This window comes from Subtercola boreus, assembly GCF_003399635.1.
Lineage (GTDB): Bacteria > Actinomycetota > Actinomycetes > Actinomycetales > Microbacteriaceae > Subtercola > Subtercola boreus_B.
Window position 1 is genome coordinate 69,662 of the sequence record NZ_NBXB01000039.1, and the last position, 24,554, is coordinate 94,215.

A 24,554-nucleotide genomic window follows, 5' to 3' on the forward strand; every position below is an offset into this window, starting at 1 on the left:
GCCCGCCCGCCGCCCGCCGCCACCCCGCCACGCTCCCCAAGCCACCTCCGCGCACATTTGTCGCTTCCGCGGTGCGCGCGCACGCGCCGAAGCGACAAAGTGCAGCGCATCCAAGGCGGGACGGGACGGGTCAGGCGAACGGGCCGCCGGGGGCGAAGGCGTACGCGGCGAAACGGTCGCCGATCAGGCGGTGCGCTTCGGGGCCCGGGTGCAGCGCGTCGTCGAGCGGGAGCCGCTCGGCGTCGGCCTCCCCGTAGAGTTCCATGCCGTCGAGGTAGTGCAGGTTGGAGTCCGCGCTCCGCCGGTCGGCCAACGATCGCAGTTCCCGACGGATGACCGCAAGCGTGAGACGCCCCTCAGCCTCGTCACCCGGCACACCCTTGGCCAGAAACCTGACCCCGCCGGATCCGAGGCTCGCTGGATCGATCGCCCCCGGGCCCGCCGTGTGCTCATGGATGCCGCAGAAGATCGGCGACACCAACACGATCGGCGTGGCCGGGTGCCCGTCGCGGATGGAGTCGAGGAACCCGTGCACAGCCGGCACGAAGGCGCGCACGCGCATCGCGTCGAAGTTGACCACGTTGATCCCGAGCTTCACGCTGATGACGTCGGCCGGGGTGTCCCGCATGACCCTCGCCATGAACGGATCGACGAGGGCGCTGCCGCCGAAACCGAAGTTCAGCAGGTCGACCCCGCCCCGACGTGCGGCAACGGCTGGCCAGATCTCGCTCGGGGCCGTCGCGTTCGAGCCGTGGCTGATCGAGCTGCCGTGGTGCATCCAGAGCGGTGGATGATCGGGGCTCGGCACGAGCGCTTCATCGGAGTCGAGCGCGACGAGCTCGAGCGACTCGTTGTGGGGCAGCCACAGCTCGATGAGCTTGTCGCGCGCAGGCAGGCCGCCGACCACCGTCGTGTGCTCGGGGCCGGTGAGCTGCGTGGTGGTGCCAGCGAGCAGGTCGACCTCGGTGGCATCTCCGCCCTGCAGCTCGTCGCGCGACCAGAACGATCCGTCGACGAAGACGTCGATCGAGCCCCGGGGGCGGTCTGCCCCGGCGAAGGCGACCCGCGCGGAGTGGGTGCGGAGCTCGATGCGGGTCGCGCGCGTACGCACCACGATCCGCACGCCCGAGGGTTGGATCTCGCGGGAGAGCAGCTGCGGGTCGGGGAACTGCTGCCGAACCCACGAGGGCAGGCGATGCGGTCGGATGCCGCGGGCGGTGGACTCGAGTTCGAGCGCGCCGCGCACGATGGCCGGGGTGAAGGGGGTGGCGATCATCCGTGGTGCTCCTCTGACGGGATGGGAAGGGTGGATGGGGGTGTGGTGGCGGCATGCGCGCTAGCGGGCGGGGTGGTGGCGCGCGCACCAGCGGGCGCGGGCGGCACGTCAGGCGCGGTGGGCGAACCCGGCCACGATGCGAGAGCGCCGTCGAGCACGTCGATCGCGCGCGACCAGGAGGCCTCCGTGTCGGGGGCGCGGTGGTCGAAGGAGCCGGCCCGCTCGAGCGCCAGGAAGCCGTTGATGGTCGCGCCGACCAGACGGGTGGCGTGCACGAGTTCGGCGTCGGGCAGCGCGTAGCCCCGCAGCACCGCCCAGGTGAGGGTCACCAGGCGGGCGGCCTCTGCCGATCGCACGGTTTCGGCCTGGGCGGGGCGCTGCAGGGCATCCCACCGCCCCGGCCGCTCGCGGGCGAATCCGCGGTAGGCGCCGACCATGCCCTCGAGGGCGTCGCGGCGGGACCGGCCGGCGATCTCCGTGGCGATCCGGTCGGCGAGCTCGCCGAGGGCGAGCGTGTGCACGCCCTCGAGCACGGCAGCCCGGTCGCGCACGTGCGAATAGAGGCTCGCGGGCTGCACGCCGAGCGTTCGGGCCAGCAGCGAGACCGAGATCGCATCGAAGCCGTCGCGGTCGGCAAGGTGCGCCGCGGCTTCGAGCACGGCGGAGCGGGTGAGGTTCTGGCGAGGCACGTCACAAGACTACACGTAGTAGGCCTAAACCTATGACACGTAGGTTCAGGTTCGCAGAACCAGAGCGTAGCGTGGATCCCTACAGAAGGAGCGGGGCAGATGAAGAAACCGGGCCGGGCCGTGGGCGCGATCCTCGGCGTCGCGGCGCTCGGGATACTCTTGGTAGCGCTGCCCGCCGCGACACATGTCTCCGTAGCCGACCACAACGCCGGGGACCTCGCGGGCGGCCTCGCACAGGTGATGTCAGCGGCTCCGTCCGCCGCCGACCAGTCATCGACTCTGGCCCAGGGGCCGACATCGGGTTCTCCGGCGCTGACTCAAGCTCCGACCTCGACCTCGACCTCGGCACCGACCCCAGCTCCGGCACCGAACCCAGCTGCAGCCCCGATTCCGGCAGACGCTCGCGTGGCGATCGCCCCGACGATGACAGCCGCTGCACCCGCAGCACCCCCTGCCACGGAGAGTGGAGACACGACCCAGCTGCGGGGTGCCGCCGCAACCGCCCCCGTCGTCGTGGCGATCGGCGACTCGATCATGTCGGGCCACGGGCTCGACGACCCGGCCCAGTCGTGGCCGCAACTCCTGGCCGCCCGTAACGGATGGCAGCTCACCAACCTCGCCGACGACGGCACCGGGTTCGTCCAGCCGGGCGACAACGAAGACACCTTCCAGGACCAGGCGGCCATCGCCGTGCAACTCGATCCCTCGATCGTCATCATCGCGGCCAGCAACAACGACCTGGGGGTCGACAGCTCCGAACTCGCCGATCAGACGAACTCGACGCTCCGGTCGCTGCGCGCCGCGCTGCCCGAGGCGCAGATCATCGCGCTGAGCGCCTTCTGGGGCGACGAGACCCCGCCCGATGAATTGCAGGAGGCGACGGATGACATCCACGCCGCCGCAGACACGGTGGGGGCGACGTTCGTCGACATCGGCCAACCCCTGGCGGGCCAGCCCGACCTGATGCAGGACGACGACGTGCATCCGACGGCCGACGGCCAGGAGCTGCTCGCCACCGTGATCGACTCGGACATCTCCGGGGCACTCGCCGGGGGTTGACGGCCCAACGGCCCCACGGAGGCCCGGCGACGCGCCTGGCAACCGGCGGTCCGAGAGGCCAGAGATCCAGACGGTCAGTCCGCCAGAATGAGGTAGAGCGCCCGGCGAGCCTCGTCGAGCTTCTCCGACGCAGCCTGGCGCTGCGCCTCGGTGGCACCGTGCCGGAACTGCTGCATGACGCCGACGAGTTTCGCGACGCTCTCGTGGAAGGCGGTGTCGGCCGCTGAACGGCCGGGAGTCGCCTCCCATGCTTTATTCAGCTCGTCCGCGTGCTCCTCGAGATAGGCGCGCCCCGTCTCGGTGAGTTCGAACTCGGTGCGACGACCGTCGCCCTTCGAGGCGATGAGCTCCTCGTCGACGAGCTGCTGCAGGGTGGGGTAGACCGAGCCGGGGCTCGGGCGCCAGGTGCCGCCGGTTCGCTCGGCGATGGCCTTGATCAGGCCGTAGCCATTGGAGGGGCCGTCTCCGAGCAGCGACAGGATGACCGAGCGAACGTCGCCCTTGCCGGCGCGACGTGGCCCGCGGGGGCCGAAACCGGGGCCGAAGCCGCCGAAGCCCGCTCCCGGGCCGAAGCCCGCGCCGGGGCCGAAGCCGTCGCCCCTGCCGAATCCGCGCCCGCCGAACGGCTGGCCGCGGAATTCGCTGTTGTCGGATGGATGATCGTGGTGATGTTGGTTGTGGGTACGCATGGGTACGTCCACCTTTCTGATTCGAGCGAGTGTCGCCGTTATTCGGCGATGTGTCAAAGATATATCGCCGAATAACGTTCGTCAAGAGGCATTCACCTCACTCTCAGGAAGCTCCTCCTCACCGCTCTCCCGCCGGGCGGAGCCACGACACCAGGGTGCTGAAGACCTCCTCCGTCGAATCGTCGGCCGAGCCGGTGGGGCGCGCCAGGCGGTAGAGGATGGCACCCTGCACGAGCTGGGCCAGCGCCCGCGCAGAAACGTCGCCCACGGCCCGATCCACTCCGGGCGCACCCGACCACTCCTCGAGCGCCGTCTCGATCGGCTGGGCCAGGTGGAGCTCGAGCTGCTCGGCCATCGCGCCATCCTCGAACGCGGCCGCCACCAGCCCCCGAAGGAGCGGAGCGTTATCGTCGACGTATTCCAGCACCGCGCGGAACCATTCGCCCGCCTCATGTCGCACCCCGTCGGCGGAACTCGGCTGCACAGGAGTCGGCAGCACATCCCCGCTCAGCACGCACTCGGCGAGGATCGCGTTCTTCGACTGCCACCAGCGATAGATCGTCGGCTTGCCGACCCGGGCGCGCAGAGCGATGCCCTCGATCGTCACCCGCGCGTACCCCTGCTCGGCGACGAGATCCCGCATCGCCTGCAGAACCGCGCGCCTGGCCTCTTCGCTGCGCTTGCGCCCGACTCTCTCCACACCCCGAGGCTACCTTCCCAGTCAATCCCCAATTACGTTACGTTGCGTTTTGCTAGAGTTTCTCCAGACATCGTGGTCCGCCAATAGCGAGGGCTCGTTCATCAGAGCCCTGCGATTCGCGGATGCCCGCCAGCACACCATCCGCTCACAGCGAGAGGCACCGATCCTATGGCCACACTCCTCCAACGACTCGGGCTTGCCGCAGCACGGCGCGCCTGGGTCGTCATCGCCATCTGGGTCGTTGTGCTCGCCGGTGCGGGCGGAGCCTTCGCTGTCGCCGGCGGATCGCTCGCCAGCACCTTCGCCATCAGCGGCACCCCGGCGCAGAACGTCGCCGACCAGTTGCAGGCCTCTCTTCCCGCAGCCGACAGCGGCACGGGCCAGGTCGTCTTCTCGACCTCCGACGGCTCGGCCTTCACCGCAGACCAGCAGGCCGGCATCACGGCGGCGCTCACCGCGGCGGGCGGCACGCAGGGCGTGAGTTCGACGATAAACCCGTTCCAGACCGAGGCCGAGCGAGCAGCGCAGCAGACCCAGCTCGCGGATGCCGCCGCCCAGCTCAGCGCCGGCCAGGCCCAGCTCGACCAGGGCCAGGCCCAACTCGATGCAGCGAGAGCCCAGCTCGCGGCTGCAGGCGCGAACGCCCCCGCCGGCGCGGCCGACCAGCTCGCCCAGCAGCAGGCCACCCTCGACACCGCGAAGACCGAGCTCGCTACGAACCAGGCGAAGGCGGATGCTGGGCAGCGCCTACTCGACGCAGCGGCGAAGATCCAGACGGTGTCGAGCGACAATGCCACGGCCGTGGCCACCATCGTCTTCGACAAGCCCACCGCCGACGTCACGCCCGAAGACAAGCAGGGCGCGATCGACGCTATCGACGCCAACCCGGTCTTGGGAGTGGATGCGAACTTCTCCGCCTCCATGACCTCGGTCACCGTCGGGGTCAGCGCAGGCGAGATCGTCGGCATCCTGATCGCGGCGATCGTGCTGTTCATCATGCTCGGCACGCTCATCGCCGCAGGGCTGCCCCTGCTCTCCTCCTTCATCGGCGTCGGCGTCGGCGCCCTCGGGGTGCTCGCCTTCTCGGGTGTCGTCTCGATGTCCTCGGCCACGGTGACACTGGGGCTGATGCTCGGGCTGGCGGTCGGAATCGACTACTCCCTGTTCATCCTGAACCGCCACCGCCGGCAGCTCCGTGAGGGAGTCCCGGCGCGGGAGTCGATCGGCCTCGCCAACGGAACCTCCGGCAACGCCGTCATGTTCGCCGGCATCACGGTGATCATCGCGCTGGTTGCCCTGAACGTGACGGGTATCGGATTCCTCGGGCTGATGGGCACGGCGGGCGCCGTCGTCGTCGCCGTCGCGGTGCTCGTGGCGCTCACGCTCACGCCGGCAATGATGTCGCTCGCCGGCCTCCGGGTGCTGCCGAAGAAGGAGCGCGCCGCCCTCGGAGCGCAGAAGCACGCTGCTGCCGCGCACAGGGGTGAACATGTCGCCGTGCACGCCGGCCAGTCTGCTCACTCGGCCAAGCGCTCTGCGCCCGGCAGCACCCTCGCCACCCGCCACCCGATCCTCCTCCTCGCCGCCGGCATCATCGCCCTGCTGATCGTCACCATCCCCGCGCTCTCGATGCGGCTCGCCCTGCCCGACGGCAAGTCCCAGCCCACGGAATCGACCGAGTACAAGGCCTACACCGCGATCGACAACGCGTTCGGGGCAGGCGTCAACGGCGCCATCATCGTGGTCGCGAACCTGCCCACGGTCGCCGACGACGCAGCCCTCACGAGCCTCGAAGCCGACGTGGCCGACAGGCTCCTCACGGTGGACAATGTCGTCGCGGCGGCCCCGGCGGGAGCATCCACCGACAGCCGCACCGTCATCTTCCAGGTCATCCCTTCCGAGGGGCCGTCGGCCGCCAGCACCGAACAGGTCGTGAAAGACCTCCGGAACCTATCGGCGAGCGTCGACAGTTCGCTCGGCGTCACCCTCGGGGTCACCGGGCTCACAGCCATCAACATCGACATCTCCGCGAAGCTGGCGGATGCCCTGCCGATCTACCTCGTGATCGTACTGGGTCTCTCCATCCTGATCATGATCCTGGTGTTCCGTTCGATCGCCGTGCCGTTCATCGCGACCGCTGGGTTCCTGCTCACCGTGCTCGCCACGTTCGGGGCCGTCACCGCGGTGTACCAGTGGGGCTGGCTCGGCTTCCTGTTCGGGATCCACGACCCCGCACCGATCCTGAGCTTCCTGCCGATCCTGCTGATCGGCATCATCTTCGGGCTCGCGATGGACTACCAACTGTTCCTGACCTCGGGCATGCGCGAGGCGCACGTGCACGGGATGGCGGCCCGGTCGGCCGTGAACGCCGGCCTCCGGAGCGCCCGGCCCGTGGTCATCGCGGCAGGCATCATTATGATCTCGGTGTTCGGCGGGTTCGTCTTCGGCGACCTCGTCGAGGCTCGGGTCATCGGCTTCGGACTCGCGATCGGCGTGCTCGTCGACGCCTTCATCGTGCGACTGCTGCTCGTTCCGGCCGCGATGCACCTGCTCGGCGAGGCAGCCTGGTGGATGCCGCGGTGGCTCGACCGCATCATGCCCGACGTCGACGTGGAGGGCGCGAAGCTCGAGCGGGCCGCCGCCGCGGGCCCCGCCGCCGCGGGCCCGCCGCCACGCCCGTCGGGCCGGAGAGTACGGAGACCGGCCAGCTGAAGGTGCCCGTCGGGGCCTGACCGCGCGGCCCGGCGCGCCGCTACGAGCCGCCGCCGCCGACCCGCAGCACCAATTCAGGCGTACGACGCCGCCACGTCCGTAGCAGGCCCCGCGGGGCCCTGCGCCTGAATTGTGCACGGGTCTGGGGCGCGGGCCGGGCGCCGGGCGCGGGCCGGAGGCGCGCACACCTAGGCTGGTGAAGTGACCCGCGAACACCCCGGAACCAGCAGCGCACGCGCCTGGCTGCTCGTCGCGCCCGCCATGATCGTGCTCGGCTGGGGCGGCAACCAGTTCCTCCCGCTACTGCAGCTCTACCGCCAGCAGAGCGGCTACACCCAGGTGCAGGTCAACATCCTAGTCGCCGTCTACGTGCTCGGCATCGTGCCCGGTTTCGCCCTCTCGGGAGCATGGTCGGACCGGTTCGGCAGAAAGCCGATCCTCCTCGTGGGCGTCGTACTCGGCATCGTCGGGAGCATCATCCTGGCGACCTCCGCCTCGAGTCTCGCCGGGCTCTGTGTCGGGCGTTTCGTGAGTGGGCTGAGCGTGGCGGCCGGCATGGTCGTCGGCACCTCGTGGGTCAAGGAACTGTCGGTGCGCGGAGGAAGGGCCGAGGCGGGGGCCCGCCGGGCATCCGCCGTCCTGACGATCGGATTCGGCGGCGGCGCCGGCGTCGGCGGGGCGCTGGCACAATTCGCGCCTCTGCCGTCGGTGCTGCCGTACATCGTGCAGATCGCGGCGAGCGCGGCGGCCTTCGTCGCACTGCTCGCGGCGGTGGAGACGCGCGGGTCCGGCGGCACGGCAAAGAGCCTGCTCGGCGACCTGCGGATCCCGACGCGTTCGCGGGCCCGGTTCGTCACCGTGGTCCTCCCCCTCGCGCCGTGGGTCTTCGCGGCACCCGCCCTCTCCTTCGCGGTCGGGCCGAGCCTCGTCGGGCAGGCCGTGCCGGGCTTCGCGGTCGGCTTCGCCACGCTCGTCACGGTGATCACGCTCGGTTTCGGCTGGGTGACGCAGTTCGTCTCCGGGCCGATCCTCCGTGCGCTGCGTGGTCGCGCGGGGCTCGTCGGGGTGGCTCTCATCGCCGTGGGAGCCCTGCTGCTCATCCCGGCCGCCACCTCGCAGCAGGTCTGGCCCGTGCTGCTCGCCGCCCCGGTGTTCGGTATCGGCTACGGCCTCTCGATGGTCTCCGGGCTCACCACGGTGCAGGCGATGGCCACACCCGACGACCTCGCCGGCCTGACCGCCGTGTACTACTCGCTCACCTATGCCGGCTTCCTCCTGCCCGCGATCCTCGCCGCGCTCACCGCGGTGTCGCCGATCTGGGTGCTGCTGATCGCGACCTCCGCCGCGATCGCGGTCTGCGCGCTGATCGCTGCCCGCGGCATCCGCACCCACACCGCCTCCGCCGCCGCCACCTCCGCCACCGCCGGAACCCCCACCGAGAGGACGCAAACAGCTCGTCCCGGCGATCTTTCCAGCAGTTAGCTCCTTTCGAGGGGCGGCAGCACAGCCGACGCGATTAAGCTCAGGTCATGGCAGAGCAGGTTCTCAGTGTGGATGACCCACAGGCCTTCCTCGGCGGCCTGCTCGACGCGGCCAGAGGCCGGCTCACACCCCAGGTCGCCGCAACGTCGCTCACGGTTGTTCGCCAGAAGTCCCTCGCCGACCGCCTCATCGGTCGCGACGGCTCGATCAGCGCGATCACCCTCACCACGCGCGGATCCGTCATGGAACTCACCTGCTCACCCACCGGCACCTACTCCGCCGAGACCCGTCGCGTCGTGCGCGGCATCATCATCGCGAGGCGGAGCCAGCAGCTCCGGGAATGGCTCGAGGCCTTCGCGCTCCGGATCGCAGCACTCGCCGGCGAGGCCGTCGACGCCCCGGATGCCGGCGCCGCCGCCCTGCAGAAGCTCGGCATCTCCGTTTCAGGGCCCACCGTCGAGGTCGGCGACGACACCGTGATGGCCGATCTCCGCACCCTCCCGTTCAAGCTCCGCGGTTCGCTCCCGCCGGCGGCCGCGGCATCCACCGCTCGCATCGTCGAGCTGCTGCTCGACACGCTGCCACGGGTCTCCGGCGACCTCGAGGCGAATGCCTTTGCCGAGCGCACGGCCACCGTCTACCTGCCAGACACCCTGCGCGCCTACCTCGCACTGCCTGTGGAATGGGCCCGCAGCCACGTCTACCCCGACGGCGGCACGCCCGACAGCGCCCTGGCGGCCCAGCTCACAGTGCTCGAACGTGCGGTGGCGCGGATGCACGAAGCCGCGGTTCGCGGCGACGCGGAGGCCCTCCTGGTGAACGGACGCTTCCTCAACGATCGTTTCCCCGACGCGAGCCGCTGACCCCGGTCACGTCGCAGCGAGCACCCCGGTCGCCAGCAGAGCCGCCGTGAAGACAAGGGTGTCGCCCGGCAGCAACGGGAACAACAATCCCGTCGCGATGAAGACGATCGCCATGACGACCGCGAGGACCCAGGGCCCCGCCCCTTCGAGCAGCGCTGACGGGTCGAGGATGCTCGCGGTGTGCACGAGGGCGCGAAAGGGTGGATGGAGGCCGTCGGGGACGCCCTCGTCAGCCTTTCCCGTTCCCCCCCTTCCCGTTCCCGTTCCCGTTGCCGTTGTTCCCGTTGCCGTTGTTCCCGTTGCCGATCCCGGAGTTCCCGGGCGCAGTCCCCGTGGCGGCGGGCGGGTCGGGTGTCGCCGTCGCCTCCGAGGTCGGTGGGACGGTTTCGGGAGCCGGCGCACCCGTCGCCGTACTCGGCGCGGTCGATGTCGTCTGCGCAGCCTGGGTGGCCGTCGGATCTGTCGGCGACGGCCCCTCGGTCTGGGCGGGGGCGGGTATCGGCTGGGAAGGCGTGGGTACCGGCTGGACAGGGGTGGCAGCTGGCTCCGCCGCGAGAAGTGTTCCTCCGAACCAGACGCCTCCCGCAAGAAGCGTCCCCGCGGCGATCGTCACCAGCGCGATCCGGCCACGTCGGGAGCCCCGGGGCGCGGGTGACAGAGCGGGCATCGGCACCGTCGGGGCGTGAAGGGCTTCCGCGGGCATCGGCACCGTCGGGGCGTGAAGGGGTTCCGCGGGCATCATCACCGTCGGGGTGGGGAGAGGGGCGGTGGGCTCCTCGACCCCCTCGACCCGGGTGCCGTCCCACCCCTCGAGGTCTCGCGCGATATCCTGCGAGCGCACGGCCACCTCGAGCGCAGTCGGCCGGGCCAGCGGGTCACGAGCGGTCATCTGCGTCAGCAGTGAGACCCAGCTGGGCGGGATGTCGCCTCCGATCACCGGATCGCGGTAGGCCCTCGCACTCATCGCCTCAACGACCGTGCCAGGGTATTCGCGTTGCCCCTTCAGTCCTTCCAGAATCACGAGACCGAGCGCGTACACGTCTGTCTCGGGGCCGGGATTCGTGCCAGAGGCCTGCTCCGGGCTCAGGTAGGAGGCCGTGCCGATGATCGTGCCGACCGTCGTCATCCGGTCGGCACCCACGAGGTGAGCGATGCCGAAGTCGGCGAGTTTGGCGCGATGGGTCGGTGACGGCAGACCGGTTGGAGCGAGCAGGATGTTGGCCGGTTTCAGGTCACGGTGCACAATGCCCTGGGCGTGCATGGCGGCGAGGCCCTGGGCGATGTCCACGGCGACCTGCGCCGCGACCTCCCCGCGCAGCGGACCATGGTCGAGCGTCGACCTCAGGTCGGGACCGTTCACCAGCTCCATCACCAGGAAGCTCGGCACCGAATCGTCGCCTGACGCCAGATGAGCGTCGTACATCGTCACGAGCTGAGAGTGGTTGAGCCGCGCCAGAACGTCGACCTCGCTGCGTCGGCGGGAGTCGTCCCGCGCCTCGCCGGGGTTGAAGAGCTTGACAGCCACGCTCCGGCCGAGCTGCTCATCCGTCGCTTCGTAGACGGTGGACATGCCACCGGATCCGATGCGTCTGGCCACGGTGTAGCGACCGGCCAGAGTCCTGCCGACCCAGCCGCTGTCGTCGGATCCCATGTCCACCTCTCTCAGTTCGAATCTTGGTGATTGCTGGGGATGCACTGGATCGCTAGTCAAACTAGCAAAACCTGTCAGACACTAGTCATTGTGACGGATTCCTTCGACTTCAGCGACCTGGTGCGCCCCGGCGCCGGGGCGGTCGCCCCGCGCACGCCGGATGACACGAATGTACTCGAAGCGCTCCACATGTACCGTGCCGCCGAAGCCGCCATGCGTCGTCGAACCGGCACGGCGATGGGACTGGGCGAGAACGATCTGCTCGCTCTTCGGTTCATTCTCGATCAACGATCGGCCGGACATCCGGTCGCCTCGAAGGACATCACGCGGTACCTCGGAATCTCGAGCGCATCGACGACGGTGCTGATTCGCCGCCTCGAAACCGGGGGGTTCATCGAGAGACGCGCGAACAGCGCTGATCGGCGCTCGAGTGAACTGGTGCCGACTGAAGCCGCCGAAGGCGACACCGGTCCGATGCTCGCCGTCGCCCAGAATCACATGGCCGCAGCAACTCGGACGCTGACACCCGAGGAAGCGCGGATCGTGACCCGCTTTCTCACGACGATGCGCAGCACCGTCGACGAGATCGGTCAGAAGTAGCCGACGCTTTTACAGGCAGCATTCTGTTCTGTCAATGGTTTGCTAGTCCACTGAACTAGTTGTTACGGTCCAGACATGGATATTCTCGTCGTCATCATCGCCGTCGTCGCGGTCGTCCTCCTCATCACAGGCGGCGTCGCACCGTCACTCAACTTCCTGATCTGGGTGGGCCTCGTGCTCCTCGTGATCGCCCTCATCGTCTTCCTGCTGCGCTTCATCACCGGCAACCGGCGAGTCTGAGGCCATCATGAGTCTCGGATCCGGCATCGTTCTTTTCGTCATCGGCGCCATTCTGGCGTTCGCGATCGACGTCCAGGTCTCCTGGGTCGATCTCCATCTGGTCGGCTATATCCTCATGGCGGCCGGCGTCATCGGGATCATCCTGGGCGTCGTTCTGATCACGAGGCGCCGGCAGACCACCATGACCTCCCGCTCGGCTGTGGATCCGGTCAGCGGCGAGCAGGTCTCCCGGCGCACCATCGATCGCGACGGCCCCCTCGTCTAGCCAATCGATCGACAAGATCCTCGGGAACCGCTACCGCCTTGTCGAACCCCTCGGGCACGGTGGCATGGCCACCGTGTTCCGCGCCCGCGATGAAACGCTGGGGCGGAACGTTGCGATCAAGGTCTTCCACACGGCAGAAGCCGAGTCCGGTCGGATCGACGGTGAGCTCGCCGTGCTCGCCTCACTCGATCACCACGCCCTCGTACAGTTGATCGATGCCGGCGCTGAGCCAGACGAGTACGGCCGGGCGAACCGGTTCATCGTGATGGCGCTGGTGAACGGCCCCGACCTCCATGTGCACCTGGCCAGCGGCGCTCGCCTCTCCCCTCGCCACGTCGCCGAGATCGGCTACGACATGGCCGAGGCGCTCGACTACATGCACGCCCACAAGGTGATCCATCGCGACATCAAGCCCTCGAACATCCTGCTCGTCGACTACCGCGACGGCTCGGCCAGGGCCCGGGCCAAACTCACCGACTTCGGCATCGCGCTCGCCGACGACCGCGAGCGCCTCACCGCGCAGGGAGTGACGACCGGCACGGCCGGCTACCTGAGCCCCGAGCAGGCGTCGGGTGGCGAGGTGGCGGCGGCGACGGATGTCTATTCCCTCGGCCTCGTTCTGTTGCAGTGCTTCACGCGGCACCTCGAGTTCCCCGGCAGCGTGGTTGAATCGGCCATGGCACGTCTCCAACGGGACCCGGTCGTACCCGGCGAACTGCCCGAGCTCTGGCGACTGCTGCTGACCGCGATGACGAGCCGCAACCCCGACGATCGACCGCAACGTCACGATCTGGTCGCGGCCCTCCGCCAGGTGGTGATCGCTGAGAGCGGTCGGCACAGAGACGATGCCCGGCAGCCGCTCTTCCCCGACGAGACGGCGCGCACCGCCGCGCTCCATCGCACCACGATTCTCGACACGCTGCCGAATGAGGCGCTCGACCGCGTCACGGCGATGGCCGCCCGACTGTTCGCCGCCCCCATCGCCATCGTGAGTGTCGTCGATCACGATCGAACCTGGTTCCGGTCGCACTACGGCGAGGCTGTGGATGAGATCGCCCGCCAGATCGACGTGACCAGCGCGGTGGCCCCCAGCACGGAACCGGTCGTCGTCGAGGACGGCCGCCTGGATGAACGCACGAGCCAGAATCCTCTGGTGACCGGCCCACTGGGCCTCCGCTTCTACGTCGGAGTGCCGCTCCGACGGGCGAATGGTGCGGTGATCGGCACTCTGAGCGTGCTCGATGTCATTCCCGGCACGGTCACGGCGGCCGAGGTCGCAAACCTCGAAGATCTTGCCGCACTCGTCGTCAGCCAGCTCGAACTGCGGCAGCTCAGCCTCCTGACCACGGTGGAGATGACGGCGCCCTCCTTCGTGCGACCGGAGGCGGGCGCGGCCGGGGCGAACCGCTAGACCACCCCTGCCGTTCCGAGCAGCGACCCGACCACGAACGTCGCAACGAGCGCCAACGCACCGCCGACGACCACTCGAACTGTCGCCCGCACCGCGGGACTCCCCCCGAGCCTGGCACCGATCACGCCTGTCGCTGCGAGCGCGAGGATGACCACCGCGAAGGTGACCGCCACGCGCACCGCCTCGGGCGGCAGGAGGATCGCCAGAAGTGGCAGGATCCCGCCGATCAGGAACGACAGCGCCGACGCCCCCGCCGCGCTCCACGGGCTGACCACATCGTCTTCGTCGATGTTGAGTTCCATCGCGAGGTGGGCTCGGAGGGCATCCTGTTCAGTGAGCTCGACCGCCACGCGGTGCGCGGTGTCGGGTGTCAGGCCGCGCGCCTCATAGAGCCCGGCCAGTTCCTGCAGTTCGCCGTCGGGGTCGGTCGAAAGCTCGATGCGCTCCTTCTCGATCAGCGAGCGCTGGCTGTCGCGCTGGCTGCTCACCGACACATACTCCCCGAGTGCCATCGAGATCGCCCCGCCGATCAGGGCCGCCGAACCGGCAGCGAGGATCGCGGGAGTCGAGGAACTGGCACCGGCGACACCGACCACGATCGCCGCCACCGACACAATGCCGTCGTTGGCGCCGAGCACCCCGGCGCGCAGCCAGTTCAACCGCCCGGCCAGGCTGCCGGAGTGCGGTTCGTCGGGTTGGCGTGCGAAGGCGGAGTCGCTGCTGGGGGTCGTCATGGTGTCACCATAGGCACGCCTGCCGCCCGGAAACCAGCGTGGAGAGCCTTACCTCACCGCTGCCGGGGCCGGGGCCGCGCTAAGAAAGCTGGAAGAATCTCGCGAGATTCTTGAATGGCCGAGTACTCCGTCGGCTCCGACCTCAGCCACCGACCACCGCCTCTCACCGAATCGAGCGCCCATGAGCATCCAGACGGCCGCAGGTCGCCGCGCCAGCCCGAGCAGTGTCGACCGCGCCCGGCGCGCGCGCACCCGGCGTCGCCTGCGACGGGCCGACCTGCTGGTCATGCTCTGCTGGTCATCCGTGGCGGCGGCCGTCTCGCTCTATCTCGCCTACGGCGGACTCTCCGAGGTCAGGGATGTCGCCTCTGCCGTCACCGCGCTCGGCATCATCACCGGGCTGGCCGGCACCGACCTCATCCTGGTGATGCTCGTGCTGGCCGCCCGCATCCCGCTGATCGACCGCGCCGTCGGGCAAGACCGCGCGATCGCCTTCCACCGGAGCCTCGGCAAGCCCGCTCTCTACCTGATCCTCGCGCACGGCGTCCTGCTGACGATCGGTTACGCGATGTCAGACGGTTCGACCGTCGTCGCCGAGACGATCGCGTTCTTCCAGGGCCCGGATCTGGTTCTCAGCTATGCCGGCCTCGGCCTGCTCGTGCTGGTCGTCGTCACGTCGGTCGTCGCTGTGCGGCGCCGCTTCTCCTACGAGGCGTGGCACGTCATCCACCTGCTCAGCTACGTCGCAGTGCTCATAGCGCTCCCCCATCAGCTCTCCAGCGGCGCCGTTCTGGCCGACGGGACGCTCCAGCGCGTCTACTGGATCGCGCTCTACGTTCTGGCGTTCGGGTCGATCGGTGTCTTCCGGTTCGCCGTACCGCTGATCCGCAGCGCACGCCACGACATCACGGTCGCGGCCGTGGAGGCCATCGCGCCGGGCGTCGTGTCGATCCACCTCCGGGGACGCGATCTGGGGCGGCTGCAGACGGCAGGCGGCCAGTACGCGATCTGGCGGTTCTGGTCGGCGAAGACCTGGTGGCACGCCCATCCGATCTCCTTCTCGGCTGTTCCGACGGCGACGGGCGCCCGCATCACCGTTCGCGACCTCGGCCGTGGCAGCTCTGCCATCTCGCGGGTGCATCCCGGCACGCGGGTGTCGATCGAGGGCCCTTACGGCATCTTCACCGACGAGGTGCGGGCGGCGCGCAGAATGGCCGTCGTGGCAGCCGGAATCGGCATCACCCCGGTGCGTTCGTTGCTCGAGGGCTCGGTACTCGGGCCCGGCGAGGCGACCGTGCTGCTGCGGGCGACCGATGCCTCACAGCAGTACCTCTGGCAAGAGGTCAGCGCCCTGCCGAGCCTCGCCGGCAGTGCGGTCTACAGCATGGTGGGCCCCCGCCCGCCGGGGCTCGCCACCTGGATGTCGGCCGAGGCACTGGCTCGTGGGGTCACCCTCACCTCGGCCTTTCCCGACCTCCTCATCTCCGACCTCTACGTCTGCGGCCCGCAGTCCTGGACGGAGCTGGTGGTCCGGGATGCCCGGGCCGCGGGCCTGCCCGAGAAGCAGCTCCACGTCGAGAGGTTCGACTGGTGAGGCGGCGTGCGATCGTCTGGAGCGTGCTCTCGTCGGGTGCCGTTCTTGCCGTCGGCTGGCAGCTGGGCGCCCAGGCTGCTGCGACGACCGGACTCGCGGAGACACGGGTCTCCCCCGACGCGTCATCGGCTTCGGTCTCGGGCGGTTCCGCCGCGACGACTCCTTCAGCCACGACTCCCTCGGCCACGACCCCTTCGGCGACCGCGACCCCCGCTCCGACCACCTCGGAGGCTCCGGCTGCGGCAGCACCGGCCGCCCCCGCCGCTGTCTCCGGCACCTTCTCCGGCACCAGCGTCTCGACCCGCTACGGCAGCGTGCAGGTGCAGGTCGTCGTCTCGAACGGATCGATCACCGACGTCGTGGCCCTCAAACTCACGAACGACGACAACAGGTCGGTCTCTATCAGCAACCGGGCCGCTCCCGTGCTCCGCACCGAAGTGCTCGCCGCCCAGTCCGCCACGGTACAGGGGGTGTCCGGCGCCACGTATACCAGCGACGCCTACCTGACCTCGCTGCAGGCAGCCCTCGACCAGGCGGGACTCTAGTCGTGCCGACTCACGTCTTCGAGACGATGGGCACCGGCGCGAGCATCCGGTTCGCCGGCGACCTGCCGCCCGCGGAGACGCTCACCCCCGTCGAGAAGTGCTTCGACGGATTCGACGAACAATTCAGTCTCTACCGCTCCGAGTCCGAGATCAGCGAGATCGCCCGCGGCGCACTCACCCTGCCCCTGGCGAGCGAGCGTTTCCGCGACATGTATGCCGAGGCCCTGCACTGGCGGATCCTCACCCAGGACTCCTTCTCCCCGCACCGGCCCGACCGGGTGCTCGACCTGTCGGGCCTGGTGAAGGCGAAGGCGATGGCTGCCGCCGCCGCGGAGCTCCGTGCCGCTGACCTGCACGACTGGATGCTGAACGTCGGCGGCGACCTGTTGATCGACGGGAACCGCGAGGGTTCGCCCTGGCACGTCGCCGTCGTGGACCCGGATGATCGCCGCCGCCTGCTCTGCACGTTCGACCTCGACGGCAGCCGAACCAGCCTGGCGACATCCGGAACCACCGAACGGGGCGAACACGTCTGGCGGAGCAGGGCCACTTCGACCTACCGGCAGGTGAGCGTCGTGGCCGACGACATCGTGACGGCCGACGTGCTCGCCACGGCCATCCTGGCGGGAGGCCAGGAACGACTCGATGAGTCCGTCGAGTCGTTCGGCGTCGACGTCATCGCGGTCGATGCGGACGGCTCGATCGTCGCGACAGAGAGGATGCGCCGCGCCCATGGATTCGCTGCGTGAGCGCCGCCTGCGATCATCCGGAACCGCAGGCCCGACGACGCCTAGATGTACTGCCCAGGGAGGTTGGTTAGCCGGCTGATGGGTGGGTGGCCTCCGATGGCGGTGTGGGGTCTGTGGTGATTGTATTCGTGGAGCCATGCTGGGAGGGCGTTTCGGCGCGCGGTTTCGGTGGGGTAGAACTTTTTGTAGGCCCACCCGTCGGCGAGGGTGCGGTGGAAGCGCTCGATCTTCCCGTTCGTTTGCGGCCGGTACGGGCGGGTCTTCTTCGGGGTGATCCCGAGCTCGGTGCAGGTGTCCCGCCAGAGATGTGATTTGTACGCGGACCCGTTGTCGGACAGCACCCGCTCGACCTTCACGCCGCGGGCGGCGAACCAGGACACCGCCCGTTGCAGCACCCCGACAGCGGTGGCAGCGGTTTCATCGGCGTGGATCTCTGCGTACGCGACCCTGGAGTGGTCATCGATCACGGTGTGCACGAACGCTTTGCCCACGTTGGGGGCTTTCCCCGGTGTACGCGCTCCCGGGGTACCCGCCCGGTTCCGGTTGCCCTGGCACCGTCCGACGTAGCGGTGCCCGCCGCCGTCGGGGATGTTGCCGAACTTCGTGACATCGACATGGATCATCGCACCCGGTGTGTCGTGCTCGTAACGGCGAACGACCTCACCGGTTCGTTTATCGATGTACCCCAACCGGTTCAGCCGGCACCGCACCAGCACGGCGTGCACGGTCGAGGCGGGTATACCGAGTTGCGCGCCGATCCCGACGGGCCCGAGGCGTTGCTTCCACCGCAGATGCCCGATCTTCCGCACCAGCTCGGGCGTGGTCCGGGTCGGGCTGTGGTGCGGGCGTGACGACCGGTCCTGGACGCCCTCGGCACCCATCGCGGCGTACCGGGTCGCCCACCGGTTCGCGGTCGGCCATGACACGTTGAACTGACGGGCTGCTTGGGCGACAGGCCAGCCGTCATCGATTATCAGACGCGCGATCCGGAGACGGTGACGTGGGGTCAAGGCTGCGTTAGCGTGGGACATGAGGGCCTTCCGGGTCGTAAGCGGTTGTCTAAGCAACTCCACTTTCACCCCGGGGGCCCTCACCCCGTTTCAACGACTACAGCGAGTCGTCACACCGACTCAACCAACCTCCCTGGACAGAACACCTAGACTGCCCTCATGACCGCGCCCTCCCGCATCCTCCTCGTCGAGGATGACAGGCAGCTGGCCGGGATGCTCGAACAGCTGCTCACGAGCGAGGGCTACGACGTGGTGGTTGCCCGCGACGGGCAGCGCGCCCTGCACGAAGGCCTCACCCAGCCGTTCGACGCCCTCCTGCTCGACCGCGGCCTGCCCGTCATCGACGGTCTCGACGTGCTGGCCCGACTGCGCGCACGCGGGGTGCTGGCGCCCGCGCTCATCCTCTCGGCCCTCGGCAACCCGGCCGACCGCGTCGAGGGGCTCGACCGCGGGGCGGAGGACTACCTCGGCAAACCGTTCGACATCGACGAACTGCTGGCACGCATCCGGGCCCTGCTGCGGCGCCACCAGACGGTGACGCCGGTCGTGCGTGTGCCCGGGGGCGAGCTCGACACGGGCTCCCGCACCGTGACGCTCGCCCATTCCGGGCCCGTCGCGCTCTCGCAGCGGGAATCCGAGCTGCTGGAGAGGCTGGGCAGGCGGCCCGGGCAGGTCTTCGAGCGCGCCGACCTGCTGGCCTCGGTCTTTCCCGACGCCGACGACCTCGGCGTGGTCGACACCTACGTGCACTACCTGCGCAAGAAGCTCGGCAGAGGCGCCGTCTCCACCGTCCGGGGCATCGGCTACCGGCTCGGGCCGCTGAAATGAGGCGCACCGGCACTCCGGATTCGCTGCGGGGCGCGGCGATCCGCCTCACCCTGCAGTTCATCGCCCTGATGGCCGTCGTGCTGGTGATCGTCGCCGGCACCGTGTTCGCAATCGTGAACGTCACCGTGAACGAGTCGAACCAGCGCTCTGTGGTGGTCGCGTCGCAGCTCGACTCAGTGCAGGAGACACCGAGCGGAACCTACATCACCGTCGTCGAGCACGGGCAGGTGACGTCGTCGCAGAACATCCCCGACGGGCTGGTCGACACCGCGGCCCTCACCGCGCTCGCGGCCACCGCGTCGTCGGCGGCGGCGGCGAACGGCGGAAGGAACCGGAGCTCCGACGGAACGAACGAACAGCAGACCCAGCGAACCGAGAACGGCCAGACCTACCTGATCAACACCTCGATCCACGGCGATCGTGTCGTGCAGGTGGCGGTGAACCTCTCGGAGGGCAGCGAGGAACTCACCCGCCTGGCCGAGGCCCTCATCATCGCCAGTCTCATCGCCCTGGCCGTGGCGGCTCTGCTCTCCTACCTGATGGCGCGCCGGGCCATCCGCCCGCTCGCCGACGCGCTCACTCTGCAACGGCAGTTCGTCGCAGACGCCAGCCACGAACTCCGCACCCCGCTGACCATCCTCAGCACCCGGGCGCAACTGCTGCAGCGCCGTGCACGCACTGACCTGCCCCCGGATGTCTCGACGGCAGTCGATGACATGGTGCGGGACTCGCGGGCGCTCACCGGCATCCTCGACGACCTGCTGATCGCCGCCGACACCCGCTCCGACGCACCGCTGACGGCGGTCGACCTGACAGAGAGCGCCGATGCCGCCATCGCGACGCTCCGCGATGAGGCGGAGCGTCGCGGCACCACGCTGGCCCGCACGGGGTCGGCTGAGAGTGTCGTGGTGAACGGGGCAACCGCTGCGCTCCTCCGGCTGCACATCGCGCTCCTCACGAACGCTCTCGACCACGCCCGATCGTCGGTGCAGGTCGACATCTCGGGCGAACGGGATGTCGCGGTCATCCGGGTTCTCGACGACGGACCGGGCTTCAACCCGGCCATCGCCGACAGAGCGTTCGACCGCTTCGCCGGCACCCGGCGGGTCTCCGACCCGGCGGTCGGCGCGGCCCCCGGGGACGCGCACTACGGCCTCGGCCTGGCCCTCGTAGCCGAGATCGCGAGACGGCACGGCGGTTCGGTCGGGATCGAGACCGCGCCCTCCCCCGCGGCCGGGGGCTCCGCCGCCACCGCTGCCACCGCCACCGCTGAGCCCACCGAGCCTGCGGGCGCGACGGTCATCGTGCGCATCCCGCTCGCACAGCCGTAACATCAAGGCCCGGGGTGCCGGGCGACTCCATGATGCCGACACCCCTCCCCCTTTCCGCTGACGCCCGGCCAGCGCCTCGACGGTCGTGTCCGATCGGATACCCTTAGCCGCACCCACGGCGCGCGACTCATCGACTCGACTCCGCCCGCCAGCACGAGGTCCGCATCCCCCGCCTCCACGGCTCGCGCGGCCTGGATCGCCGCCTCCGGCCCCGATCCGTCACGTCGTCGATCCGGGCGGGGTCGAGGCCGGGATGGCGGGCGACCAGGGAACGATGACTGACATGAGCCCTGACTATCGCCCGCCGTGGTCTCAGGAGCGCACCGCGCTTAACGAAAAGAAGGCCCTCATTCTTGGCGGTACAGGTTGCGTCGGTGAACGCGGTATCTGATGTGGGCAACGGGTTTTGAACAGCCGGCGGACGGCCGGTTCGACTGCCCACGTGACTCGGGCGGGCCAGTTGACTTTCTCAGCGCACCCTGTCAGGCTGCTAACCAACCGGTTGGATAAGACCGGCGTCGGCTCTAGCAACGGATTGCAGGCCTGAATATGTCGAATGAGCAGCGTCCTCAATGGTCACAGCAACGCGCGGACCTCGCCGGAATGACAGTCGTTGTACTCGGCGGCTCCGGTGGGGTCGGAGAGGGTGTCGTTCGGGCGCTGCTTGACGACGGGGCGACCGTCATCGCCACGGGTCGAGACCAGATACGTCTCGATGAATTCGCTGGTCGAATCAACAATGACGCCCTCCACGTGACGCCTCTAGAGGGAATGAGCGATGATCTAGAAGAGCAGGTGGCCACCTTAACGGTTCGCTTCGGCCCCTTCGATGCCGTCGTCGTCAGTATCGCCTCGCGCGGCAGCCAGGGACGAAAATTGCTCCTAGCACTAAGCGACGACGAGTGGACCACTCTCGTCGAAGACAACCTCACCGCTGTATTTCGGGTGTATCGCGCATTCTTGCCCTCGCTGAAACAAAACGGTCTGCTTCTTCAACTGAACGGCGCTAGCGCAGATATCCCATTTCCAGGAAACGCGGTTGTCGCACTGACGGCTGCAGCGAGCAAGTCAATGACACACACCCTCGCGGTTGAGCTGCAGAACTCCGGGATACAGGTCTACGAGATCATTCTCGGTGTAGTCCGAACACGTGCGCGTCAGCTCGCCGGCGTGGATGATCGACGCTGGATCGATGGTGAGGAGATCGGCATTCACATCGGCGAACTTCTCGCGCGTACCTCGACACTCACGGGGGAAGTCCTGCAGTACTTCATCGACAAGGCGGCCGGCCCCGTCCTCTCTCCCCCGCAATTCTAAGAGTGGTTCCGATGCTAGATGTCGTTCGTCCGGGAGATGCGGCCTACCGCCGTCTGCAACACGTCTATAGCGGGACCGGCACGCCTCATGCAATATTGCTTCCGACAGACGCCAATGGAGTCATTGACGCGCTGGCCTTCGCAGGCGCAGTAGGCGGTGCCCTATCGGTACGCAGCGGGGGCCATGGGATCAGCAGTATCGCTACCAACGCCGGCGGAACCGTCATCGATCTCGGCCGACTGAACGACGTCGAACGAATCGGAGACTCGACGGTACGCATCGGGCCGGGAGCCCGTTGGGGCCAGGTCGCCGAAAAATTGCAGCCATGGGGTCTAGCAATCAGCTCTGGGGATTCCGGTGACGTCGGAGTTGGCGGTCTCGCCACCACGGGCGGAATCGGTTTGATGGGTCGTGCGCACGGGCTCACCATCGACAGATTGACATCCGTGCAAATGATTACGGCTGACGGACAATTTCACGATGCTTCCGAGAAACACAACTCGGACTTGTTCTGGGCAGTGCGCGGCGCGGGCGCCAACGTTGGCATTGTCACTTCATTTACTTTCGAAGCCTCGACGACTCCACTCGTCGCTCGGGCAACGATGGCCTATCAACTGAAGTACCCGGCAGTCTTTTTGACTGAATGGGGAGACGCCCTTGAACGGGCGCCACGCGAAATATCAGCGTTTCTCTATATCGGCGCCGGAGATGCTCCTTTTGCGCAGGCACTCATTGTCTACGCCGGGGCCGAAGTGGAAGCTGCTGCAGCGGCCCTGAAGCCTTTTGCGGAACTGCCCGGAATTATCGGCCAGAACGCGCGGGTCGTGCCGTACGCGCACGTCCCGCAGACCTCGAATACGCCGCACAACGGGCAGCAGACGGCGTTCACCCATACCGGGCTGGCCGACCATCTCAACGCGGAGCTTTCCCACGCTGTAGCGGGTCTCCTTTCCGACAAATCGACTCTCATGGTTCAGATCCGCTCTGTCGGCGGCATGATCAACGACATTCCGACCGACGCAACCGCATATGCCCACCGACATCAGAACTTCTCCATCACCGCGATGGCCGCAGCCGAGTCTGCCTCATTTGAGGAAGCATGGATGCCGGTTCGCTCGCGCATGAGCGGTCTGTACCTCAGCTTCGAATCAAGCCATGACCCCGCGTACATCCGGGAAGCATTCCCCACACCCACCCTCGAACGTCTGCGCACCATCAAATCGTTCTGGGACCCGGAAGACCGGTTCAACCAGAATTTCGATGTCACCAGAGCACTCGTGTGATGGGCGAGTGCTGACAAGCGAACGTAACCCGATCCGATAAACGAGAACAAAGGAGACATCATGAAGGCCGCGGAAACGGTTGAAGATCCTAGCGTCAAGCTGAGTTTCGCAGACGACATTGCGACCATCACGCTTGATCGTCCGGGTGGGAATCGAATCAACTTCGCGATGCGTCGAACAATGCTCGAAGCGGTACGCGCCGTCGCGGACAGTGACGCTCGAACACTCATTGTGAGCGCACAAGGCGATGATTTCAGCCTAGGAGGTGACGCTGCCGAGTGGGTCGGAATCCCGTCGCACGACCTGGAACCACTCGTGGCCGTCTACGCGACCGCACTTGAAGAGTTGCAAGACTTGCCCATTCCGACAGTGGCCGTCGTCCAGGGCCGCTGTCGGGGAGGCGGTTGTGAACTCGCCCTGAGCTGCGATTTCATATGCGCAGCACAAAGCGCTGATTTTGGATTTCCCGAATCCCAACTAGGAATCATCACCTTACAAGGCGGCGTGCTTCAACTTGCGGAGCGAATCGGACGCACCAGGGCGCTTGAGATGACGACACTTTCTCGTCCGGTGAGCGCCACTCGTATGTACGAATGGAACCTGGTCAACTGGTTGTCAGTGACGGCGTGCTTGCCGCAGAGAGCAAGCGGCTGGGACGCGAGCTCGCCGACTCCTCGGCTCAGTCTTTCGCGGCGACCAAAGCGCTGCTTAAACTCGCACACTTCGGCGGTGCCTGGGCCGCGCGAAGCCAGCTCTACCCAATCTCGATGCCCCTGTTCGATACTCAGGAGGTTCAATCCGCACTTAACGAGGCCGGTCGGAGAATCGACTAGACCGGTACCTGCAGAGCACGGGACTGCCCAAACACCCTCTAGCGATCGAGGACTCGGATCACTTTTCGGGAGCCGATCAAGCCGGACGGACCAGAGCTGGTCTCCTTCTGCTGGTCGTTATCGAGACAGCGCCCTCGGCGTCCCGGATGCATAGTTCTCTGTTGCACTTTATGGGTGGCGAGCTTCCGACGTGGTGTAGATACCGTAGACAGCTGCCCCTGGCGGCGCAGCCGCAGCTGATGTGATGTAGCCGTTCGCCGGGCCTGTTAGATGGCCGTCGGAACTGATGTATCTGCCGATGGCTCTCACATTTCCGGAAGGACTCGTGACGTACCGACCTTCGAGACTCTGGCTCTGTGACATTTTTCTCCTCTTTCTCGTAACCCCGTTTTGCGCGGGAAAGTCGTGGCGGTGCTCGTCAGAGGCGTTTGGTGTTGTCGGCGCCACTCGAGTGCCGCTCGTTTTCGCTCTGTATACGGCCCTGATCCGACCTAGTTGCAGCTTGCCTGTCGGGATGTTTCTGGCGCTCCGCCGGGCGTGACAACAATCCAACGAATGAGGACATCTGTTGACGCCGACCGAATGTGATGCCGTTTCTGCCGATTGAAAACAGGGCCACCTAGCCACTATGGAAGGTGATCAATTTGGATGACTGGGCAAAGATTCGGCATTTGCATTCGATGGGTTTGCACT

General features: G+C 67.8%; 25 protein-coding genes. 16 read left to right on the forward strand and 9 right to left on the reverse strand.

Annotated features, from left to right (window positions below):
• Positions 1–130 precede the first annotated feature (130 nt).
• Positions 131–1,276, reverse strand: coding sequence for a GDSL-type esterase/lipase family protein (locus B7R22_RS14800; RefSeq protein WP_116412475.1), 1,146 nt, complete (start codon positions 1,274–1,276; stop codon positions 131–133).
• Complete coding sequence (locus B7R22_RS14805) at positions 1,273–1,965, reverse strand: TetR/AcrR family transcriptional regulator (protein ID WP_116412476.1); 693 nt, start codon at positions 1,963–1,965, stop codon at positions 1,273–1,275. The genes B7R22_RS14800 and B7R22_RS14805 overlap by 4 nt, the downstream gene beginning before the upstream one ends.
• A 99-nt stretch (positions 1,966–2,064) precedes the next feature.
• Between B7R22_RS14805 and B7R22_RS14810 the strand changes: the two genes are divergently transcribed.
• Positions 2,065–3,024 carry an SGNH/GDSL hydrolase family protein gene (locus B7R22_RS14810; protein WP_116412477.1) on the forward strand — a complete coding sequence of 320 codons (960 nt, stop codon included), beginning with the start codon at positions 2,065–2,067 and terminating at the stop codon, positions 3,022–3,024.
• A gap of 74 nt (positions 3,025–3,098) precedes the next feature.
• On the opposite strand, the gene B7R22_RS14815 is transcribed toward B7R22_RS14810, so the two are convergent.
• The gene (locus B7R22_RS14815) at positions 3,099–3,734 is read right to left on the reverse strand and encodes a PadR family transcriptional regulator (protein ID WP_437184153.1); all 636 of its coding nucleotides are present in this window, start codon (positions 3,732–3,734) and stop codon (positions 3,099–3,101) included.
• Positions 3,735–3,831: 97 nt separating this feature from the next.
• A complete protein-coding gene (locus B7R22_RS19525) occupies positions 3,832–4,413 on the reverse strand; it encodes a TetR/AcrR family transcriptional regulator (protein WP_253259102.1) in 582 nt (193 codons plus the stop codon).
• A 168-nt stretch (positions 4,414–4,581) separates the two neighbouring features.
• Here B7R22_RS19525 and B7R22_RS14825 point away from each other — a divergent pair, with 168 nt between their 5' ends.
• The 3 genes from B7R22_RS14825 (at position 4,582) to B7R22_RS14835 (ending at position 9,470) form a co-directional block, all read left to right on the forward strand.
• Positions 4,582–7,125 (forward strand): MMPL family transporter, encoded by a 2,544-nt coding sequence (locus B7R22_RS14825; protein WP_116412479.1) that lies wholly within the window; start codon positions 4,582–4,584, stop codon positions 7,123–7,125.
• A 201-nt stretch (positions 7,126–7,326) separates the two neighbouring features.
• Positions 7,327–8,607, forward strand: coding sequence for an MFS transporter (locus tag B7R22_RS14830; protein ID WP_116412480.1), 1,281 nt, complete (start codon positions 7,327–7,329; stop codon positions 8,605–8,607).
• A gap of 47 nt (positions 8,608–8,654) precedes the next feature.
• Positions 8,655–9,470: a hypothetical protein gene (locus tag B7R22_RS14835; protein ID WP_116412481.1), complete on the forward strand. Its 816-nt coding sequence runs from the start codon at positions 8,655–8,657 to the stop codon at positions 9,468–9,470.
• Positions 9,471–9,476: 6 nt separating this feature from the next.
• Here the strand turns inward: B7R22_RS14835 and B7R22_RS19530 are convergent, their stop codons facing one another.
• Both B7R22_RS19530 and B7R22_RS14845 read right to left on the reverse strand, forming a co-directional pair.
• On the reverse strand, positions 9,477–9,656 hold the full coding sequence (locus tag B7R22_RS19530; RefSeq protein WP_216363483.1) for a hypothetical protein: 180 nt from the start codon (positions 9,654–9,656) through the stop codon (positions 9,477–9,479).
• Positions 9,657–9,699: 43 nt separating this feature from the next.
• Positions 9,700–11,121 (reverse strand): serine/threonine-protein kinase, encoded by a 1,422-nt coding sequence (locus B7R22_RS14845; protein ID WP_116412482.1) that lies wholly within the window; start codon positions 11,119–11,121, stop codon positions 9,700–9,702.
• Between the two features lie 90 nt (positions 11,122–11,211).
• On the opposite strand from B7R22_RS14845, the gene B7R22_RS14850 reads away from it, so the two are divergent.
• The 4 genes from B7R22_RS14850 to B7R22_RS14860 all read left to right on the forward strand — a co-directional run bounded on the left by B7R22_RS14850 (position 11,212) and on the right by B7R22_RS14860 (position 13,637).
• On the forward strand, positions 11,212–11,721 hold the full coding sequence (locus tag B7R22_RS14850) for a MarR family winged helix-turn-helix transcriptional regulator (RefSeq protein ID WP_253259103.1): 510 nt from the start codon (positions 11,212–11,214) through the stop codon (positions 11,719–11,721).
• 75 nt (positions 11,722–11,796) lie between these two features.
• Positions 11,797–11,961, forward strand: a complete 165-nt coding sequence (locus B7R22_RS19285; RefSeq protein ID WP_172582439.1) for a hypothetical protein — start codon at positions 11,797–11,799, stop codon at positions 11,959–11,961.
• Positions 11,962–11,968: 7 nt separating this feature from the next.
• Positions 11,969–12,226, forward strand: a complete 258-nt coding sequence (locus tag B7R22_RS14855; RefSeq protein ID WP_116412484.1) for a DUF6458 family protein — start codon at positions 11,969–11,971, stop codon at positions 12,224–12,226.
• A 16-nt stretch (positions 12,227–12,242) separates the two neighbouring features.
• Positions 12,243–13,637 (forward strand): protein kinase domain-containing protein, encoded by a 1,395-nt coding sequence (locus B7R22_RS14860; protein ID WP_301182622.1) that lies wholly within the window; start codon positions 12,243–12,245, stop codon positions 13,635–13,637.
• Here the strand turns inward: B7R22_RS14860 and B7R22_RS14865 are convergent.
• Entirely contained in the window at positions 13,634–14,371 is a 738-nt protein-coding gene (locus B7R22_RS14865; protein WP_116412486.1) for a VIT1/CCC1 transporter family protein, read from the reverse strand. The two genes, B7R22_RS14860 and B7R22_RS14865, sit on opposite strands and share 4 nt — an antisense overlap.
• A gap of 181 nt (positions 14,372–14,552) precedes the next feature.
• On the opposite strand from B7R22_RS14865, the gene B7R22_RS14870 reads away from it, so the two are divergent.
• Genes B7R22_RS14870 through B7R22_RS14880 form a run of 3 tightly spaced genes read left to right on the forward strand, consistent with a single transcriptional unit; the run spans position 14,553 to position 17,259 of the window.
• On the forward strand, positions 14,553–15,965 hold the full coding sequence (locus B7R22_RS14870; protein WP_116412487.1) for a ferredoxin reductase family protein: 1,413 nt from the start codon (positions 14,553–14,555) through the stop codon (positions 15,963–15,965).
• Positions 15,962–16,510 carry an FMN-binding protein gene (locus B7R22_RS14875; RefSeq protein WP_116412488.1) on the forward strand — a complete coding sequence of 183 codons (549 nt, stop codon included), beginning with the start codon at positions 15,962–15,964 and terminating at the stop codon, positions 16,508–16,510. The genes B7R22_RS14870 and B7R22_RS14875 overlap by 4 nt, the downstream gene beginning before the upstream one ends.
• 2 nt (positions 16,511–16,512) lie before the next feature.
• Positions 16,513–17,259, forward strand: a complete 747-nt coding sequence (locus B7R22_RS14880; protein WP_116412489.1) for an FAD:protein FMN transferase — start codon at positions 16,513–16,515, stop codon at positions 17,257–17,259.
• Positions 17,260–17,300: 41 nt separating this feature from the next.
• Here the strand turns inward: B7R22_RS14880 and B7R22_RS14885 are convergent, their stop codons facing one another.
• Entirely contained in the window at positions 17,301–18,290 is a 990-nt protein-coding gene (locus B7R22_RS14885) for an IS481 family transposase (protein ID WP_116412490.1), read from the reverse strand.
• A 138-nt stretch (positions 18,291–18,428) separates the two neighbouring features.
• On the opposite strand from B7R22_RS14885, the gene B7R22_RS14890 reads away from it, so the two are divergent.
• Both B7R22_RS14890 and B7R22_RS14895 read left to right on the forward strand, forming a co-directional pair.
• Entirely contained in the window at positions 18,429–19,097 is a 669-nt protein-coding gene (locus B7R22_RS14890) for a response regulator transcription factor (protein ID WP_172582441.1), read from the forward strand.
• Positions 19,094–20,428 carry a sensor histidine kinase gene (locus B7R22_RS14895; protein ID WP_116412491.1) on the forward strand — a complete coding sequence of 445 codons (1,335 nt, stop codon included), beginning with the start codon at positions 19,094–19,096 and terminating at the stop codon, positions 20,426–20,428. Before B7R22_RS14890 ends, B7R22_RS14895 begins: the two co-directional genes overlap by 4 nt.
• A 2-nt stretch (positions 20,429–20,430) precedes the next feature.
• Here the strand turns inward: B7R22_RS14895 and B7R22_RS20465 are convergent, their stop codons facing one another.
• Entirely contained in the window at positions 20,431–20,607 is a 177-nt protein-coding gene (locus tag B7R22_RS20465; RefSeq protein ID WP_437184152.1) for a hypothetical protein, read from the reverse strand.
• 424 nt (positions 20,608–21,031) lie between these two features.
• Here B7R22_RS20465 and B7R22_RS14905 point away from each other — a divergent pair, with 424 nt between their 5' ends.
• From B7R22_RS14905 to B7R22_RS20300, 3 genes are read left to right on the forward strand one after another with little or no spacing between them, the layout of a single operon-like run.
• Entirely contained in the window at positions 21,032–21,745 is a 714-nt protein-coding gene (locus tag B7R22_RS14905) for an SDR family oxidoreductase (protein WP_253259107.1), read from the forward strand.
• A gap of 11 nt (positions 21,746–21,756) precedes the next feature.
• Entirely contained in the window at positions 21,757–23,028 is a 1,272-nt protein-coding gene (locus B7R22_RS14910) for an FAD-binding oxidoreductase (RefSeq protein ID WP_116412493.1), read from the forward strand.
• Between the two features lie 60 nt (positions 23,029–23,088).
• A complete protein-coding gene (locus B7R22_RS20300; protein WP_116412494.1) occupies positions 23,089–24,015 on the forward strand; it encodes an enoyl-CoA hydratase/isomerase family protein in 927 nt (308 codons plus the stop codon).
• Positions 24,016–24,554: the final 539 nt, after the last annotated feature.

Coding starts and splice junctions, on each gene's coding strand:
- B7R22_RS14835 (WP_116412481.1), top strand. CDS start 8,655: ATGGCAGAGCAGGTTCTCAGTGTGGATGACCCACAGGCCTTCCTCGGC.
- B7R22_RS14890 (WP_172582441.1), top strand. CDS start 18,429: ATGACCGCGCCCTCCCGCATCCTCCTCGTCGAGGATGACAGGCAGCTG.
- B7R22_RS14905 (WP_253259107.1), top strand. CDS start 21,032: ATGACAGTCGTTGTACTCGGCGGCTCCGGTGGGGTCGGAGAGGGTGTC.
- B7R22_RS14870 (WP_116412487.1), top strand. CDS start 14,553: ATGAGCATCCAGACGGCCGCAGGTCGCCGCGCCAGCCCGAGCAGTGTC.
- B7R22_RS14825 (WP_116412479.1), top strand. CDS start 4,582: ATGGCCACACTCCTCCAACGACTCGGGCTTGCCGCAGCACGGCGCGCC.
- B7R22_RS14810 (WP_116412477.1), top strand. CDS start 2,065: ATGAAGAAACCGGGCCGGGCCGTGGGCGCGATCCTCGGCGTCGCGGCG.
- B7R22_RS14910 (WP_116412493.1), top strand. CDS start 21,757: ATGCTAGATGTCGTTCGTCCGGGAGATGCGGCCTACCGCCGTCTGCAA.
- B7R22_RS19285 (WP_172582439.1), top strand. CDS start 11,797: ATGGATATTCTCGTCGTCATCATCGCCGTCGTCGCGGTCGTCCTCCTC.
- B7R22_RS20300 (WP_116412494.1), top strand. CDS start 23,089: ATGAAGGCCGCGGAAACGGTTGAAGATCCTAGCGTCAAGCTGAGTTTC.
- B7R22_RS14865 (WP_116412486.1), bottom strand. CDS start 14,371: ATGACGACCCCCAGCAGCGACTCCGCCTTCGCACGCCAACCCGACGAA.
- B7R22_RS14855 (WP_116412484.1), top strand. CDS start 11,969: ATGAGTCTCGGATCCGGCATCGTTCTTTTCGTCATCGGCGCCATTCTG.
- B7R22_RS14885 (WP_116412490.1), bottom strand. CDS start 18,290: ATGTCCCACGCTAACGCAGCCTTGACCCCACGTCACCGTCTCCGGATC.
- B7R22_RS14800 (WP_116412475.1), bottom strand. CDS start 1,276: ATGATCGCCACCCCCTTCACCCCGGCCATCGTGCGCGGCGCGCTCGAA.
- B7R22_RS14895 (WP_116412491.1), top strand. CDS start 19,094: ATGAGGCGCACCGGCACTCCGGATTCGCTGCGGGGCGCGGCGATCCGC.
- B7R22_RS14845 (WP_116412482.1), bottom strand. CDS start 11,121: ATGGGATCCGACGACAGCGGCTGGGTCGGCAGGACTCTGGCCGGTCGC.